The following is an 18,181-nucleotide window of genomic DNA, read 5'->3' as shown; positions in this document are numbered from 1 at the left end:
TTATTTTTTGGTTTTTGTTCCGTAAAGACCTAAACCGTACACCAATAATATCCCTAAAAGGATAAAAATTAAAGCGATATAATTCTGAGTATCTTGAAAATTAGGAAGATATCTGTCATAGTTATCTATGATAAAATTTCCATTTGCATCTGTTAACCGTTGCCCTTGCATATCCAATTTATAGACTTTTTCTTTCCATGGCCAAACAACACCTAAAGAACCTGTTATAAACCCTATTATTGTAGCAAAAGTTATATTTTTATAATGCTTTAGTACATAGCCAAGTAGGTGCGAGAGTGTGACTAACCCAACTACAGATCCTGCAGTAAAACTAGTTAATATTTTTAATAAATGCATTCGTTTTTGATCTTCAGTAAAACTAAAGTCTAGCGATGCAAAATCTTTTAAAGTATCAAAAAGCGCATTTACAGAATCAACTAAAAGCAGTACATAATTGCCTACTAATATAAGGATAAATGACCCAGAAAGACCTGGTAAAGTCATTCCCGAAACCCCAATAACACCACAAAAAAAGACAAACCAAAGGTTGTCATTCTCAGTTGCGGGTTCTAAAAGACTAATGCCGCCTCCTAATAATAATCCTAAAGTAATAAAGAGCACATGCCGAAGAGATTTAATTTTAAAATCTTTTGCAATGTAAAAAATGGATCCGATTATCATACCAAAAAAACCCGACCAAACGTATAACTCATAATGAAGTAAAAAGTAATCTAATAATTTAGAAACCGAAAAATAACTGATAACCATTCCTAGAACCAAAAGACCTAGAAAAGAGGCGTTTATATAGTTTAAAAAACTTTTATAGCGTTTCTTGTAGAGTAAGAGTAGGGCTTTTCGATTAAATTTTTGGAGCGAGTAGATAAATTCTTCATAAAATCCTGCTACAAAGGCAACAATGCCACCAGAAACACCAGGTACTTTATTAGCTGCACCCATAGCCAATCCTTTTAAAACGAGAAAGACTTTATCTTTAAAACTTCGCTTATTTTGCATTTTTGGTTTGTTTTTTAGCGGCTATTCTTTCTAAAAACAAGATACTAAAAAAACCAAGAAGCATTAACAAAATACAACTCCATGTTTTTGGCTCTCCGATAAAGTTATTTGGCAATACAGATTGTTCTGCTAAAACAATTGTTTTTTCTCTTATGGTAATTGAATCTATGGTGTTTTTCCAGGGCCAAATTTTGTTCAAGGATCCTGCAATGAATCCCGTTAACAAGGCCAAGGTTAAATTCTTATAATTTTTAAAAAGCCATTTTAGTACTCTTGAAAAACTTAGCAATCCCATTATAGCCCCTAGGGCTACCGCTAGTATCCGTTTAAAATCAAAATCGTGAACTGCCTGCGTGATGGTTTGATAGCTACCTAATAATACTAAAATAAATGCACCGCTTATACCTGGTAAAATCATTGCACAAACAGCAAAAGCGCCAGACAAAAACAAATACCAATAACTAGAATTCTGTGTGGCTGGAGGTAAAATGGTTATTCCGTAAGCGATAGCTGCACCTATAATTAATGTTATAAGGGTAGCACCTCGCCAATTATTTATTTCTCTGCCAACCAAAATTATACTCGCTAGAACCAAGCCAAAAAAGAATGACCATACCAATAGAGGTTCTGTTTTTAAAAGAAAATTAGCCAGTCGCATAAAGCTAAAAATGCTAATTAAAATTCCTGTTAAGAGGGCTAGAAGAAATCCACCATTTAATTTTTTCCAAAAAGACCAAAAACCTTCCGTTTGCCACACTTGAAAAAGCCTAAAATTAACATTGGAAATACTAGAAACAAGTTCTTCATAAATTCCAGTGATAAATGCAATTGTACCTCCAGAGACACCGGGAATTGTATCTGCAATTCCCATAGCGATTCCCTTAAGACTAATTTTAATGTAGTCTTTAGTATTTCTACTCATAATTTGATAATTTACTGCGATGGAAAATTAGTATGGCTTATTGGTAAGATTTAATAATATCTTGAATACTAGGTCTGTCAAATATCGTTTTAAACAGCGGATATATTACAGTTAAAAATTCTTTGTTAATTTCAAGCGCTTTTACCAAGTATTTATAGCCTAGAGTACCTTTATTGTTTAAAAAGTAAAGTGCCGCTAACCTATAAATCACTTCTTCTGATTCCGGATAAAACTCTTCTGCCTTTTTCATCACGCTTAAAGCGGATTCTACCTCCCCAATTTCAATTAAAACGTTAGCGTGAGCAATCCAAGTTTCTAATTCGTAATTGCCTAGTTCTATACTTTGTTTATAACCTTTTTCTGCTTCTTCTAGAAAATTTAATTTATGATTGATTTTTGCATAAAGTTTCCAGTACCTTACATTTTCTTGATCAATTTCAATTGCTTTTTCTATAAAATATAGTGCTTTACGGTAGTTTTTTTGTTTATAGAAAAAATCAGTAATAGCTAGCCAAGCTTTATCTAGTAAAGGGTCTTCGGTAGTAGCTTTTTGTAAATAATGTAAAGCCACATCTAAAATTTCAAGTTTTTCATAACATTTACCTATGCGTAAATAAGCATAAGCAGAAGGGTCTTCTAGCTCTAAGGTTATTTGATAATTTCTTATTGCTTCTTGAATTCTATTCATTTTTTCAAGCACCTTTCCCTTTTCAAAGTAAGCACCCATAAAATATTCATCGGCCAATAAAGCATAATCAAAAGCTTCTAAAGCTTTATTTAAATTACCTTCTTTATTATAAGCCTTTCCCAATTGATGCCAAGCAACCTCACAATACGGATTTTTATCTAGGTAGTTTAATAAAAATTCGATGGCTTGTTTATTTTCACCTAAAACATCAAAACAATATATTACATTATGCAAAGAAGCATAATCTTCTGGGTCATCTTTTAAGCAAGCCATATAATGTATTTTAGCATTATCAAAGTCTTCCTCAAACATATATTCCATAGCTAATAGGGCGTGAACATCTGATAAATCTTTTGACAAATGAAGGGCTTTTTTTAGTAACTGTATAGCGGTTTTATGGTCGTCTCTTTTAGAATAGATATTAGCTTTTTGAATATAAATCTCTTCGTTAGAAGGCTCAATTTGTTCAAGCTTATTTAATATTTGATTGGCATCACCCAGCTTATTCTCCATAATGCTAACCTCTACTTTAAATAATAAAAGTTGCGTAGATTGCGGGTGCTGGTCAAGACCTAAACGAATAGCTTTTTTGGCTAAAGAAAGCTTGCCTAAGTCAAGATAATGATGAATAATATTTTCAAATTCTATGGAATCAAAAAACAAAATATCATTTGTTTTGAGCATCGATTCAAATCGATTGATAGAGAAATTGGGTTCTTCGTTATGATTCAAAAACATAGTTCAAAGCTTGTTAAACATAAAGTTAAGTTCAAAAAATAATAAAATAAAGGGTTTTAAGTTATTCTTGTTAACAAAGTAATTAACAAAACTTATACCAGATCATCTAAAATACCTAAGATAATTTTACATCCTTTTTCAATATCTTTATGGTTAATTGTTAGTGGTGGAGTTATTCGTACGGCGCGTTTTTCGAATAAAAGCCAAAATAAAATTAAATATTCTTTTTTCGCTCTTAAAATCAATTCATTAGCCGTTTCTTCATCTTTCATAATTAAGGCTAACATTAGGCCGGTGCCACGTATCTCTTGTATTAATTGATGCTGCAACAGCTTCTTGAAGAGTTTTTCTTTTTCTATAACTGCCTTTAGAAATTCTGGTTTTTCCACAACTTTTAAGGTAGCCAAGGATGCTGCCGCTATTAGCGGATTACCTCCAAAAGTGGTGATGTGCCCCATTTTGGGATTATCGCTTAGTAAATTCATCAATTTACGTTGCGCAACAAAAGCGCCAACGGGTAGGCCGCCAGCCATTCCTTTCCCGATTACTAAAATATCGGGTATCACATTATATTTTTGAAAAGCAAATAAAAATCCTGTTCTTCCGAAACCTGGCTGTATTTCATCTAAAATCAATAAAGCCCCAACTTCTTCACAACGACTTTTAACTTTTTTGAGATAATTGTTTGTGGGCTCTATAACACCCGCTCCTCCTTGAATGGTTTCCAATATAACGGCAGCTGTGTCGGAGGATATTTGATTAAGTTGATCGGTTTTATTAAAAGCAATATGCTTAATTTCTGGTATTAGTGGGTAAAATGGTGCCTTTCGCTCTTCAAAATCCATTAAACTTAATGCGCCCATAGTATTACCGTGATAAGCGTTTTTGGCTGCGATAATTTCTTTTCGCCCGGTCGCTCTTCGCGCCAATTTAATAGCACCTTCTATGGCTTCTGTTCCACTGTTAACTAAATAGGTTGAAGCTTGCGGAATAGGTAATAGTTGTGCTAAATGTTTAGTGTAATCTACAGCCGGCTTTTGGGCATACTCTCCATATACCATCACATGCAAATATTTATCTGCTTGTGTTTTTATAGCTTTTATTACTTCGGGATGACAATGCCCTATACTACAGGCTGAAACTCCTGCAACAAAATCTAAATGGGCTTCATTATTGGTGGTGTAAATGTAACTTCCTTTGGCATAGCTTATTTCTAATCCAAGCGGGTGAGGAGTGGTTTGAGCTTGATATTTTAAAAAATCTAACTTCACTAATAAACAATTATAAATTGATTAATTTTCTTCGGGTTCAGTTTCGTAAATCATTTTATCCTCCTCACGAGGGGCGAGCAATTCTTTATTCAACCGGGAACTTTCATGAATTTTTTCTTTTATCTTTTCACCTTTTTGATTATTGAAGAAATTGGGTTCTTCATTAGATGGTAAAGGTATTCCTTCTATTTTTGTTAGGGTGGGAGTAGGTTTATCTTTAAAAAGGTCATTTTTTGATTGTAAACGCTCTTCTCCTCGCCAATTAAAACCTTTTAGCTTACGAGCATTTTTAGGAAGGTCTCCTTCTCTATAAAGGATTTGTTTCGGATTTTTGTAATAATAAATCTTAGTAATTTCTTGGTCTTGAAATTCTATTTTAATTGAAGAAGAAATAACGGTATTTATCCCGATGAGTTGTTGCTTATCATCTCTACTGTAAAATATGGTTTCTGTGTTTTTGATAAAGTTAACTTCTTTTAGTTCATCGTTTTCAAATAATCCGAACATTTCTTTTCCCTTGACTTGATTGTATCCGCCAAGGCTATCTTTTTGAATCATAAAAGCGTTATAAAAGACTTTTAAACTATCGAGTTTGTTGGTTTTTGGATGGTTGAGTAGGTGAATGGTGTCTCCTGTTAATTGATTTTCACCAGAAAAGACAACTGGTTTTCCCAAAAGTTTTGAAATACCTAATTGCTCATTTACAACAATAGAATCACATTTCCCGTTCATATCCTTTTTATAAAAACGAGTATCTCTAAATCCGCGAATAAGTCGCTGTTTAGTAGGTCCGGTAATCATTAAGGTATCGCTATGCACAAATAAAGTGTCATTTTCTTGTTTTATTGCACCCAATGCTCTTTTTGTTATAAAAACGGAGTCTTTTTCGCGGTACACCTCTGCATAATGTCCCGTGAGTACAGAGTGATTAATGGTATCTGTCACCCGAATGTTATTAGTAGCCGAAGCAAAATTTTTACTTCGGTTAAAATAAATGCTGTCTCCCTCTAATTTTCTATTCTTATAATTTACGGTAGAATTTTTTACAAAATAGCCTTCATCTCTTTGGGTATCATAAAAACCACGCTCACAATAAATTTGGGTTTCTTTTCCAGTAATGGTAGAAGGACCATACAAATAGGCATGTTTGCTTTGTGTAAAGTAGTTTAGCTGACTAGAATTAATAGTGTATTCTGGATTTTTAACCAGAACATCGTGCAAAAAGCTTAATTTTTCTTGCTCTAGAAAATAACGACCTACCTTACTGGTTATTGTAGTTGCCGAATCCCTAACAGTTCCTCCACTTCTATAAAAAACTTGTTGCACATCACGTTTAAAAAATAACGTATCTGTTGTGAGTCTGCTGGTTTTTGTTTGTAGATTAACTTGATTGCTGGCAAATGCAAATTGCGTTTCCCCGTCATACTCGGCATATTTACTAGTTAATGTAATGGAGTCGCCTTGCTTCATCTTTACATTTCCTAGCGCCTTGAAAAACTGATCTTTTTCATAAAAAATGGCTTGATCACACCAAACATTAATTCCTTCGTGAGTGAAAAATACCTGATTGTCTACTTTACTAAAGAGTAGGGCGCCGGGGTATTTATCCTCATCGGTTATGGTTCTATCGCTGGTATAATCAATTTTGTTTTCTTGCGCATAGCCAATGGTAATGCACGCAAATAAAATTAAAAAGAGAGATGAATTTTTCAAGCTTTAAAGTGTTTCAAAAATTTTCTATTGGCAAAAAACGCTCCAATTTTTATTTGAAGCGTTTTTTATATTCTAGCGTATAATAGTTTGTTTTCTATCTGGTCCTACCGAAACAATTTTTATAGGGACTTGTATAAAATCTTCTATATACTCGATATACCTTTTAAAATTATCTGGAAAATCATCTTCCTTATTTATTTGTGTTAAATCTTCTTCCCAGCCTGGTAATGTTTCATAAATTGGTTCAAGACTCTCATCCTCAATGGTGTAGGGGAAATGTTGAATTTTTTCACCTTGATACGTATATGCGGTACAAATTTTTAGTTCCTCAAACCCACTCAATACATCGCCCTTCATCATCATGAGTTGGGTAACCCCATTAACTTGTACGGCATATTTTAAAGCTATTAAATCTAACCAACCACATCTTCTTGGGCGACCAGTAGTAGCTCCAAATTCCCTACCTACTTTTGCCATTTTTTCTCCATTTTCATCAAATAATTCTGTGGGAAAAGGGCCACTACCAACACGGGTGGTATAGGCTTTAAAAATACCCATAACTTCTTGAATTTTGTTAGGAGCCACGCCTAGACCGGTGCAAGCACCAGCAGCAGTTGTATTGCTTGAGGTGACAAATGGATAGGTGCCAAAATCAATATCTAATAGGGAACCTTGAGCACCTTCGGCCAAGATAGTTTTACCAGATTGTTGAGCTTGATAAATATATTCTTCAGAATCGATGAACTGCAGTTCTTTTAGTCGTTCTACGGCTGTAAAAAATTCGGTTTCTAGCTCTTCTAAATTATATTGAATGTCCACATCATAAAACGAAATCATCGCTTCGTGCTTATCGGCCAATTGTCTATATTTTTCTTTCCAGTTATTGAGTTCTAAATCACCTATACGTAAACCGTTTCTCCCGGTTTTATCCATATAAGTTGGTCCAATTCCTTTTAATGTAGAACCAATTTTAGCCTTACCCTTAGCGGTTTCTGAAGCCGCGTCAAGCAAACGATGTGTTGGCAAAATGATATGTGCTTTTCTCGAAATCAGTAAACTTTTTTTAAGTTCTAGATCAAACTGATTTAAATTGTCAAGCTCTTTTTTAAAAATCACAGGGTCAATCACTACACCGTTACCCACTAAATTTATAGTATTGGGGTGAAATATACCAGAAGGTATAGTGTGTAAAACGTGCTTAATACCATCAAACTCTAAAGTATGCCCTGCATTTGGCCCACCTTGAAAGCGAGCAATGATATCATAATTTGAGGTAAGTACGTCAACAATTTTTCCTTTACCTTCATCTCCCCATTGGAGTCCTAATAGCAAGTCTACTGCCATAAAATATGTTATTTAGGTGTTTTTTTTGTTCCGTAGAAATAGAGTGAATGGTTATTTATCTCTATATCGAAAACTTCTTCTATTGTTTGTTTAATTGATTGTATTCGTGGATCGCAAAACTCAATCACTTCACCGGTATCGGTGAGTATTACATGATCATGTTGTTTGTCAAAATATGATTTTTCGTATTGAGCCTGATTTTTTCCAAATTGATGCTTTCTAACCAGTCCGCATTCCAATAAAAGCTCTATTGTGTTATATAGCGTAGCTCTACTTACCCGATAATTCTTATTCTTCATGGTAATGTACAGCGATTCGATATCAAAATGATCTTCACTTGCATATATTTCTTGAAGAATAGCAAAACGCTCGGGGGTTTTACGGTGCTTCTTTTCCTCTAAATACTTAGTAAAGACATTTTTTACAATGGCTTGATGATTTTCTTTTGACTGATTTGCTTCCATAATTAAAAATGCAAATTTAAGCTTTTATTCACGGGTTACTTTGTTTATTCCCTTAATTTTTTTCAAGCGCTCCATTAATTTCTTCAAAATGGTTTTATTTTTCACGATCACGGTGATTTTTCCTTCAAAAACCGAGTGATTACTTTTAAAGCTGATCTCCTGCATATTAACGTGAAGGTTGTTTGATATTTCCTTAGTGATGTGACTCACTAACCCCAAATCATCTAAACCGGTTAACTTTATTACAGCTTTAAATTCTTCTTGAGTAGAGTCTATCCATTTCGCACTTATAATACGGTAAGCGTAATTACTTTGTAATTGGATGGCGTTAGGGCAATCTTTTTTATGAACTTTTATCCCTTCTGTGGTGGTCAAAAATCCGAAAACATCATCACCAGGTATTGGGTTACAGCAATGTGCAAGTTTGTAAGGTAATTTGTCGTTATCTTTGCCAAAGACCAGTAGGTCATATTGGGTAGTAATTTCTTCCTTATGTATATCTTCTGGTATACTGGGTTTTCTTATCTTGTTTTTAAAATAATTTACAAATGCATTACTACGAGAGGCACTAAATTCTTTTAGGGCCACGTTGTCAATGGAGCCAATACCTACTCGATAAAATAAATCTAAACTGGTTTTTAATTTAAAATACCTTACCAGCTGGGTAATAGTTTGCTCGTTAAAGGGAATTTTTAAAGATCTTAGTTTTCTTCTTAAAGCGGCCTTGCCGTTCTCGGCTAAGATTTTTCTATCTTCTTTTAAAGCCGATTTAATTTTAGAACGCGCTCTTCCCGTGGTGGCATAATCAAGCCAATTTTTATTGGGCTTAATATTCTCTGAAGTAATTATCTCTACTTGATCTCCACTTTTTAAAACGTGACTTAAAGGTACTAATTTGCCATTCACTTTAGCTCCTCTAGTTTTTAAGCCAACATCAGTGTGAATGCTAAAAGCAAAATCAAGCGGAGAAGCTCCTTTAGGTAAAGATTTAATTTGACCTTGAGGGGTGAAAACAAAAATTTCCTTCGAGTATAAATTTAACTTAAATTCTTCGACAAAATCTACAGCATTACCCTCGCTATTTTCTAGTGCCTCCTGCAGTTTGTTGAGCCATTGTTCTAGATTTTCATCCTCTTGCTCGGCTCCATGCTTGTATTTGTAATGGGCAGCATAACCTTTCTCTGCAATTTCATTCATACGCTCGCTGCGTATTTGAACTTCTACCCAGCGCCCTTTTGGCCCCATAACGGTGATATGCAGTGCTTCGTAGCCAGTTGATTTTGGTGAAGAAATCCAGTCGCGTAATCGAGTAGGGTTAGGTCTAAAAAAATCTGTAACTATAGAATAAATTTTCCAAGCCAAAAACTTTTCCTGATCTGGGGTGCTTTTATATATAATGCGAATAGCAAATTTGTCATAAATCTCCTCAAAGGCAATGTTTTGTTTGATAATTTTCTTACGAATCGAAAAAATAGATTTGGGTCTTCCTTTTATTTCAAATTCAATTGCTTCTTTTTCTAAAGCATTAGAAATAATGTTTGAAAATTCTTGAATGTAGAGATCCTGGTCTTCTTTACTTTCTTTCATTTTATCAAGTATTTCTTGATAAACTTCGGGTTCGGTGTATTTAAGACTTAAATCTTCTAATTCGGTTTTAATATTGTAGAGGCCAATTCGATGTGCTAAAGGGGCATAGATATACAATGTTTCTGATGCTATTTTAACTTGTTTGTCATCACGCATCGACTCCATTGTCTGCATATTGTGCAACCTATCTGCAATTTTTATAATGATAACCCGAATGTCATCATTCAGCGTAAGCAACATCTTTCTAAAATTTTCGGCTTGCAGCGAGATATCTTTTTCGGGCTTAAGATTGGTTATTTTAGTAAGACCCTCAACAATCTTAGCTACCACGTCGCCAAACATCTCGGCAATGTCTTCTTTGGTATAGGCCGTATCTTCAACAACATCGTGTAGCAAGGCTGCTGCAATTGACGTGGCATCTAAACCAATTTCTGATGCAACAATTTTGGCTACCGCAATTGGATGAAAAATATAAGCTTCGCCAGATTTTCTACGTTGCTCTTTATGTGCATCTACCGCAACATCGAAAGCCTTACGAATGAGTTTTTTATCTTCATCACTCAACTGTCGATAGCTTATACGCAATAGCTCCTTGTATTCTTGGGCTATTTTCTTGTTTTCTAGTTCTAATTCTTGTTCACTTATCATAAATCTAAGATACTAAAAGTCTATGATTTTTCTAAATTATTAATTCGTTGTAAAAGGCTTGGGTGCGAATAATATATAAAAACGTAGTAGGGGTGGGGCGTTAAATTGCTAAAACTACTACTGGATAATTTTTTTAATGCAGATATTAAGGGTTGTGCTCCATAAGTTTGTTGAGCATAATCATCGGCTTGATATTCAAATTTTCTACTTAACATATTCATCAATAAACCGGTTACCACAGAAATTGGAGTGTAAAGAATACCAAATGCAATAAGACCAACGTGAAAACTGGGCTGACTTACACCTAGCGCTTCAGAAAACAATGGATTTCCTACAAAAAGCGAGAACAACCACAAAGTAAATCCTGTGGTGAGCAAAGAAATAAAGAGGTTAAATAAAATATGCCGCTTTTTATAATGCCCCACTTCGTGTGCTAAAACCGCCACGATTTCTTCTTCGGTTAAGTTATTAACAAGAGTATCATACAAGGTGATTCTTTTTTCTTTTCCAAATCCTGAAAAATAAGCATTGGCTTTTGTACTTCTTTTAGAGCCATCTATAATATAAATATTAGACAAAACAAAACCTACCTGCCTGGCATAGATTTCGATTTTATCACGTAAACTACCTGGATTTAACGGCGTTTGTTTATTGAATAAAGGCACAATAAGTTTACTGTAAAACATATTGATGAATATAGAAAAAATGCCTATCAAAATCCACGCATAAATCCAGAAATTCTCGCCGGTAATTTGATATAGTTTTATAATTAGGGCTAGCATAACCCCACCTAAAATACCTGTCAAAACCCAAGCCTTTAACTTATCTATAAAAAAGGTTTTTTTGGTAGTTTTATTAAACCCGTAGCGCTCTTCAATAACAAAGGTACTATAATAGCTAAAGGGAGTAGTTAGTAGATCGTTTACCAACATAATTACTCCAAAAAATATTAGCGCCACAATTATAGGATGCTCGCTAAAATTTCTGGCAAAAGAATCAACCCATGCAAAACCATCTAAGAAGAAAAAAGCCAAAGTAATTAGCAGCGAGAAACTTGCGGTAAGTACACCAAATTTATAACGTGTTTTTTTATATTCTTGTGAGCTTGAATAGGCTTTGTCATTATAAATATCCTGTAGTTTTGGCGGTAATTTATCCTTAAAATGTTTTGCGTTTAGAACACCCAATATTTGATCGAATACAAAATGAAAAATCAAAATACCAATGAGTAAATAAAACAAAATGCTTGGGTTCATAAAATAATATATGATTTATGGTGCAATATATTTAGTAATATAAGAATAACCAAGGTTTGTTTTAAGTGGTTATATGATAATTGTCAACTAAAAATTTTATTGTTAAGCATTGCTGTAAAATCCATTAAAACCGATGTCTTTTCGCTTAAGCGGATAATTATTTAAAGTCGCGTTGACGCTTTGCTTCAAAGATTAATATTCCGGCAGCGACCGAGACATTCATGGAGTCAATTTTTCCTTGCATAGGGATATGAATGTTTTTTGTTGCCGCTTTTCGCCAGGCTTCACTTAAGCCTTTGTCTTCTGTACCTACTACCAATGCAGTTGAATTCGTAAAATTTTGTTTGGTATAGATTGATGAATCTTGTAAAATTGCCGTGTAAATAGCAATTTCACTGTCTTTTAAATAGTTTATAATCTCAGTTGTAGTTCCGCTAGCAATCTGATTGGTAAATACACAGCCTACACTTGACCGAATTATATTAGGGTTATAAATATCGGTTTTAGGATTGGCTATACAAACCGCATCTACATTAGCGGCATCTGCAGTACGTAACAACGCACCAATATTCCCTGGTTTTTCAGGCGCTTCGGCGACTAGTAAAAGCGGATTTTCCCGTTTAAATTCTAAATCTGCAAGCAGATGTGGTTTAGATGCAGCCACCGCAATTAACCCTTCTGTGCTTCCACGATAAGCGATTTTTTTATATACCTCTAAACTAATTTCAATTTTTTCAAATGCCTCAAATTTTAAGCTTAAATCTTTATCATTTCCTAGTATTTGGTTACAATAATACAGCTCTAATAATTGGTAGCCAGCCTGCACCGCAAGTTCAATCTCACGAGCACCTTCAATTACAAATTTACCTTCTTTTAGTCTTGTTCTCGACTTTTCCTGTAATTGAATTAAACGCTTAATACTCTTGTTTTGGGTGCTGGCTATACTTTTATGATTCATAAGCGAGTCGTAGACTATTTTTTATATTTATTTTTATAACGATCGTAAAGCTTGGTTTGGTGTGTTTCTAAACTTACCGCTCGGCCATCAATAAATGCATGCGTTAATTTGTTTCCGCGTATATCTAGAGCATCACCTTCGCTTATAAACAAAGTAGCCGATTTGCCTACTTCTAGTGATCCATAAATGTTATTAATGCCTAATATTTGCGCATTGTTATAGGTTATGAGCTGTAATGCTTCTTCTTTTGAGAGTCCATAAGCGGCACAAGTACCTGCATAGAAGGGAAGATTTCTGGCATTCATTCGCTCCATATCACCACTAGGTTCAAGTCCAACTAGAAGTCCGGCTTTCATTAATTGAGTGGCCAATTTAAAAGGAGCATCATAATCCTCATCGTCTTGTCTTGGCAAGCTATGCGGACGATTAACTAATACTGGAATTTGAGCTTTTTTAAGTTCGCTAGCAAAACTTAAAGCTTCATAACCACCCACCACTACAATTTTAGGAATTTGTAATTCTTCTTTGAATAAAAGAATATCTGTGATTTGCTGTTTTGTGTTGGCGTGAATGTATAAGGTTTTTTCCTTGCTAAAAACAGGTTTAACCGCTTCAAATGCAATGCTTTTTGTGGTTATATCTTTTGGCTTATAACTCTTTGCTTGATTAAAGTATAGTTTAAGCTTGTTGATTTCTTTGGTGTAATTGTTTAAATCTTTTGTAATTTTTTTCTTTTTATCTAAGTGACTAATTCTTTTATATACAGATGGCCAATTAAGATGTATTCCATGGTCTTTATTTATATAAGCATCTTCCCAGTTCCAAGCATCAAGTTGAACAACCGATGATGTACCCGATATACGTCCGCCTCTAGGTGTAATTTCGGCAATAAGAACACCGTTTGGACGCATAGATTCAACCACTTTACTTTCGGTGTTGTATGCGATTAAACTACGTATATGGGGTAAAAAACTACCGGTTTCATTTTCATCTTTAGAAGCTTTTACTGCATCAATCTCTACCAATCCTAAAGTGCTATTAGGTACAACAAAACCTGGATAAATATGTTGGTTATTGGCTTTAATTATTTTTGTTTCAGAATCTAATGGATGATTTTCATTATTTTGACCGATGTATGTAATCTTGCCATTATTAAAGTCTATACGAGAATCTTGAATAACGCCTCCTTTACCATTGTGTAGAGTGGCCCCTTGTATGCTAATGGCTTTTTTTTGTATTGCTCCAGGGGTTTGTTGTGCTTTTACGATTATTGTAAATAACAACAAAATTATTAGTAGGCTATTGGAATAGAATGATTTCATAATTTTAAATTCTTTCTTCTAAAGTGTCGCAATGCATTAGTATTTTTTCATCTTCAACAACATCTTGCGTTTCTAACCCGCTTTGATTGGCATCTAAAGTTTTTTGTATCAATTTATTTTTCAAGGTATTGTTTTGAGCACGAAGTAATTTGTCTTTCTCTAAATCAAAATACAATTTACCATCTACAAAAGTTTTTTCCGCTTTAGCGTAGATAGATAAAGGATGATCACTCCATAATACCAAATCGGCGTGTTTCCCTTCTTTTATACTTCCCACATAATTATCAATATGTAATAATTTGGCGGGGTTAAGCGTTACTGTTTTCCAGGCTTCTTCCTCACTTAAACCTCCGTATTTAATAGTTTTGGCAGCTTCTTGATTTAGCCTTCGGCTCATTTCGGCATCATCAGAGTTAATGGCAGTTACAACGCCTTGATTGTGTAAAATAGCGGCATTAAACGGTATGGCATCATTTACTTCATACTTATAAGCCCACCAATCAGAAAAAGTTGAGGCACCTGCTCCATGTTTCTTCATCTTATCGGCAACTTTATATCCTTCTAAAATATGGGTGAATGTATTTACGGTAAAACCGAATTGTTCGGCCACTTTCATAAGCATATTGATTTCACTTTGAACATACGAGTGACACGAGATAAAACGCTTAGAGCGAATAATCTCTAACAAAGTCTCTAATTCGATATCTTTTCGATAGGTTGGATTGTTGTTTTTCTCATGCTCGTAGGCTAAAGCCTGATTAAAGTAATCTATATAAACTTGTTCGACCCCCATACGGGTTTGCGGAAATCGATAACCGTTTCCCCAATTGGATTGTTTCACGTTCTCACCCAATGCAAACTTGATAAATTTAGGGGCTTGTTTAAAGATAAGCTCATCGGGTTGATGCCCCCAGCGTAATTTTAGTATAGCCGATTGACCACCAATTGGATTGGCCGAACCGTGTAATAACTGGATAGTAGTTACGCCACCAGCTAAGTTTCTGTAAATGTTTATATCTGTAGGATCTATAACATCTTCCATTTGCACTTCTGCGGTTGAATTATGACCAGCTTCATTAACAGCAGAGGCTGCAATATGTGAATGTTCGTCGATAATTCCTGAAGTTAAGTGTTTGCCCTTCGCATCTATTATAATGGCATTACGACTTGATAAATCTTGTCCTATTTTATGAATTAAACCGTCTTTAATTAAAACATCATAGTTTTCGATAATTCCCAGCTCCTCATTGGTCCATAGGGTAGCGTTTTTAATCAAATATTTTTTGGTTTCTGGTAAGGTTTTAAATCCATAGGCCATATTAGGAAAAGAAATAGAAGCAAAGTTTGGTTCGTTTTCTGGTTTCTGCTCTTTCTTTTCTTGCTCCTCATTAAATTCTGCATTATGCATAGCAGTTAATTTATGTTGCTTCCCATTTGGAGTGTTTAACCATAAATTTAAATGCTGTTTTTGGTTAGGCGCTTTAATTAGTAACCTATACATGCCCACTTCAGTGGATTGCGGAATTTCAAAAATTATAGTGTGATCATTAGCTAGTTGCTTGTGCTTAAAATCTATTTTTTCTTCATTCCATAGCAATTTAGTGGGTTGTTTTTTTTCAGGTCCATAAACTAACGAAAGCGGAAAGTCTTTATGATTAACGCTATACTTGCCAATTATGTTAATCGTTTCAAGCGCGTTTAAGTTATGAAGCTCTCCTTGTACAACATGGGCTAATACATTGCTATTTTTATTGAAATAGGGTGTATCTGTGATGAAAAAGTTAGCTAACTTCTCTGTATGCAAGCTTCCTATTTTATTATTTTGCTGAAGCAATTTGGCGGGCAAGCTTGTTAATGAAGCCAAAGCAACCTCTTGAGGTAGGCCGTATTTTATAGCCAACAATAAATTGCTTTTAAATAAACTGAGATCATCTAATCCGTAGGTTGTTATGGTAAATGGAATTTCATTTTTATGCAGTAGCATTAAATTTGCCGGTGCTTGATCCCATCTTTTCAGTTTCTTGAGACTAATTTTTTCTGCAACGTGTGGATGACTAATTGTGTATGGTTTAGGAAAGTCAAGGGGTGCAATTATCGTATTCCCCATTTTTCTTAACGTACTTAAATTTTCAAACTCAAACCCGTTACCCTTGACTAAATATTTTTTACCAAACTCTTCGCCTATTTTTATAGCCCGGAGTTCATCTAAACCATTGTCGGTAATAAAAATTTGAGGTAAATTTTCTTGTTTTATCAAAGCCTCTAGTGCTAAATCTTGATAATCTGAAATATTGTTTTTATACCAATTGGCATCTAAATAAGTTTGTCTAATTAATGCCATTGCTCCCATAGTAGAGGTAGGATACATTTGATTAGAGAGAACGCTTTTATCAAAAGAAAGAACTGTACTTGCTTTTTTCTTTATTATACTTTGTATTGCGCCTTGGTTTTTAACTAAGCTTACAAGACTAGAGGTGCCGCGCATAATTCCATCGGGATAATGTGTATTAACTACACCAAAACCAATTTGCAGAAGTTTCTTAGCTTCCTCTTCTTCATATTTAAAAAACTGGCTGGCATTAGTCTCTGGTCGTATATGGTCATTCCAATAATGGCCTGCCCTAGTGGCATCATAACCGTTACCTTTTTTAGCCTGTTTTTTTGTAGGCTTTTTGATACCAAATTCACTGGTTAAATCAATAAAAGAGGGATATAGGTGTTTACCATCTAAGTTTAAGGAAATATAATTGTCTTCAACAGTAATTTGTTTTGCTATTTTCACAATCTTGCCCTTAAAAACAAGTAAATCTCCTTTAAAAGGTTTTTCATTCGGATTGTGAATAATTCCATTTTGATATAAGGTATAGGCATCGTACCTGCTTTTTACCCCATCGTTTTTAGGGAAATATTCTTGGGCTTGCGCTGTAGTAAATAGAAGCAATACCCCAAAATAGGTTAAAAGATTCCTCATTCTCTTTAAATTAAAGGCCTAAAAATAATAAAATAAATTAACCTAGCTCTTTTGAATTCTTCCATTAAATACGCTCGATTCATTAATTAGGAACGAGATCGTTTTACTTAACAAGCGAAGGTTTAATAAGTAGAAGGAGTTTTATTCTGATAAAAATCATTAACCAATAAAGCAACGACATAATTATAACTTTTCATTCCCATTGGTTGATTGTTGGCTTTTAAAAATTGATTATAAAATGACTTAAAAAGTGGTTCCAACGGATTTTTATGCGCCTGCCAGAAATCACTTACATCTCGGTAATTTTGGAGTACACCAGCATTAAGCAAACCAATTAAATTATCGGCTTGACAGGGGTCTTTTTGCATAAGATCGCCTAAGCAATATTGCAAAGCAAAAGCATAACCAGCATAACGTATGGCAGTATTGTTATGATTCATACTTACTTTGCAAGCCATAAAATTAGCCTCATTTTCTTTAGCATACCCAATTTGATGGCCCATCTCATGACTGGTAGTGGTGGGTAGCTTAAATAAAGGTATTTGCATATTAACTTGCGCCTCGTTAGTTAATGGATTTAAATAACCATTAAACCCCATATAGCTTAAGGGAATACTTAGTAATGAGGGCTTTATACTGGGATTTTCATAAATGAAATTTGCATTGGTTTTGGCCAAATGCTGGTAGCCTTCTGTCATTAATCGCCCAACCTCAAATTTATGAAAATAAAATACTACTGGTTCGTTTTCATTTTGGGTGAGTTGTAACTGAAGTTCATTTGTTTTTTCAATTAAATGCTCGGTATAATTTTTTAATTCGGGTAAATTATAATCTGCTTTAAGCTGAAGGCTGTGGTGCAAAGGTTGCCTATAAAAATTATATCCCCAAAATAAATGGAAAAAAAATATTAGGATAGAAAAGAAAGCTAATAACTCTACTGCCCATTTGCTAAATGCACGAAATTTATTTTTAATACGCTTATAAATCCAGCGAAGACTGATAAAAATAAGCACCCCATATAAAACATCACCTACAGAAAAGGGTATAAAACCAAAAGCCAAACGAAGTAAACTGGCGAGATAAGGATAAATACCTTGACTGTAATATTGTTCTACCCATTGTGGTTGTGTTTTTAACAACTGCAATAACATAATTTGAATGGGTAAGAAAATTGCAAAAGCAATGAGAACTTTTCTTTTCAAATTTTTTATTTCAAATGTAAAGAAAAACCAATAAAAACGGGTATATTTTTATTCTTCTTACAGAAACAATACCTTTGTGAAAT

13 protein-coding genes are annotated in these 18,181 nt (G+C 34.2%); all 13 read right to left on the bottom strand.

Annotated features, from left to right (window positions below):
- On the bottom strand, nt 1-1,014 hold the full coding sequence (locus FT993_RS10915) for a DUF368 domain-containing protein (RefSeq protein ID WP_147862581.1): 1,014 nt from the start codon (nt 1,012-1,014) through the stop codon (nt 1-3).
- Complete coding sequence (locus FT993_RS10910) at nt 1,004-1,936, bottom strand: DUF368 domain-containing protein (RefSeq protein ID WP_147862580.1); 933 nt, start codon at nt 1,934-1,936, stop codon at nt 1,004-1,006. The genes FT993_RS10915 and FT993_RS10910 overlap by 11 nt, the downstream gene beginning before the upstream one ends.
- Before the next feature lie 37 nt (nt 1,937-1,973).
- Entirely contained in the window at nt 1,974-3,362 is a 1,389-nt protein-coding gene (locus tag FT993_RS10905) for a lipopolysaccharide assembly protein LapB (RefSeq protein WP_147862579.1), read from the bottom strand.
- 92 nt (nt 3,363-3,454) lie between these two features.
- Nucleotides 3,455-4,633 carry an aspartate aminotransferase family protein gene (locus FT993_RS10900; protein WP_147862578.1) on the bottom strand — a complete coding sequence of 393 codons (1,179 nt, stop codon included), beginning with the start codon at nt 4,631-4,633 and terminating at the stop codon, nt 3,455-3,457.
- Between the two features lie 21 nt (nt 4,634-4,654).
- Nucleotides 4,655-6,346, bottom strand: coding sequence for an OstA-like protein (locus tag FT993_RS10895; RefSeq protein ID WP_147862577.1), 1,692 nt, complete (start codon nt 6,344-6,346; stop codon nt 4,655-4,657).
- 72 nt (nt 6,347-6,418) lie between these two features.
- Entirely contained in the window at nt 6,419-7,690 is a 1,272-nt protein-coding gene (locus FT993_RS10890) for an adenylosuccinate synthase (RefSeq protein ID WP_147862576.1), read from the bottom strand.
- Between the two features lie 8 nt (nt 7,691-7,698).
- Nucleotides 7,699-8,154 (bottom strand): Fur family transcriptional regulator, encoded by a 456-nt coding sequence (locus FT993_RS10885; protein ID WP_147862575.1) that lies wholly within the window; start codon nt 8,152-8,154, stop codon nt 7,699-7,701.
- Nucleotides 8,155-8,178: 24 nt separating this feature from the next.
- Nucleotides 8,179-10,389: a bifunctional (p)ppGpp synthetase/guanosine-3',5'-bis(diphosphate) 3'-pyrophosphohydrolase gene (locus FT993_RS10880; RefSeq protein WP_370450896.1), complete on the bottom strand. Its 2,211-nt coding sequence runs from the start codon at nt 10,387-10,389 to the stop codon at nt 8,179-8,181.
- 20 nt (nt 10,390-10,409) lie between these two features.
- Nucleotides 10,410-11,645: a M48 family metallopeptidase gene (locus FT993_RS10875; RefSeq protein WP_147862574.1), complete on the bottom strand. Its 1,236-nt coding sequence runs from the start codon at nt 11,643-11,645 to the stop codon at nt 10,410-10,412.
- A gap of 157 nt (nt 11,646-11,802) precedes the next feature.
- Entirely contained in the window at nt 11,803-12,603 is an 801-nt protein-coding gene (locus FT993_RS10870; RefSeq protein ID WP_147862573.1) for an RNA methyltransferase, read from the bottom strand.
- 14 nt (nt 12,604-12,617) lie between these two features.
- Nucleotides 12,618-13,925 (bottom strand): amidohydrolase family protein, encoded by a 1,308-nt coding sequence (locus FT993_RS10865; protein WP_147862572.1) that lies wholly within the window; start codon nt 13,923-13,925, stop codon nt 12,618-12,620.
- Between the two features lie 4 nt (nt 13,926-13,929).
- Entirely contained in the window at nt 13,930-16,896 is a 2,967-nt protein-coding gene (locus FT993_RS10860; protein ID WP_147862571.1) for an amidohydrolase family protein, read from the bottom strand.
- 122 nt (nt 16,897-17,018) lie between these two features.
- On the bottom strand, nt 17,019-18,098 hold the full coding sequence (locus FT993_RS10855; RefSeq protein ID WP_255504480.1) for a DUF3810 domain-containing protein: 1,080 nt from the start codon (nt 18,096-18,098) through the stop codon (nt 17,019-17,021).
- Nucleotides 18,099-18,181 lie beyond the last annotated feature (83 nt).

It is taken from the genome of Mesonia sp. HuA40 (genome assembly GCF_008017835.1).
GTDB lineage: Bacteria > Bacteroidota > Bacteroidia > Flavobacteriales > Flavobacteriaceae > Mesonia.
This window is presented reverse-complemented; position numbering and strand designations above follow the sequence as displayed.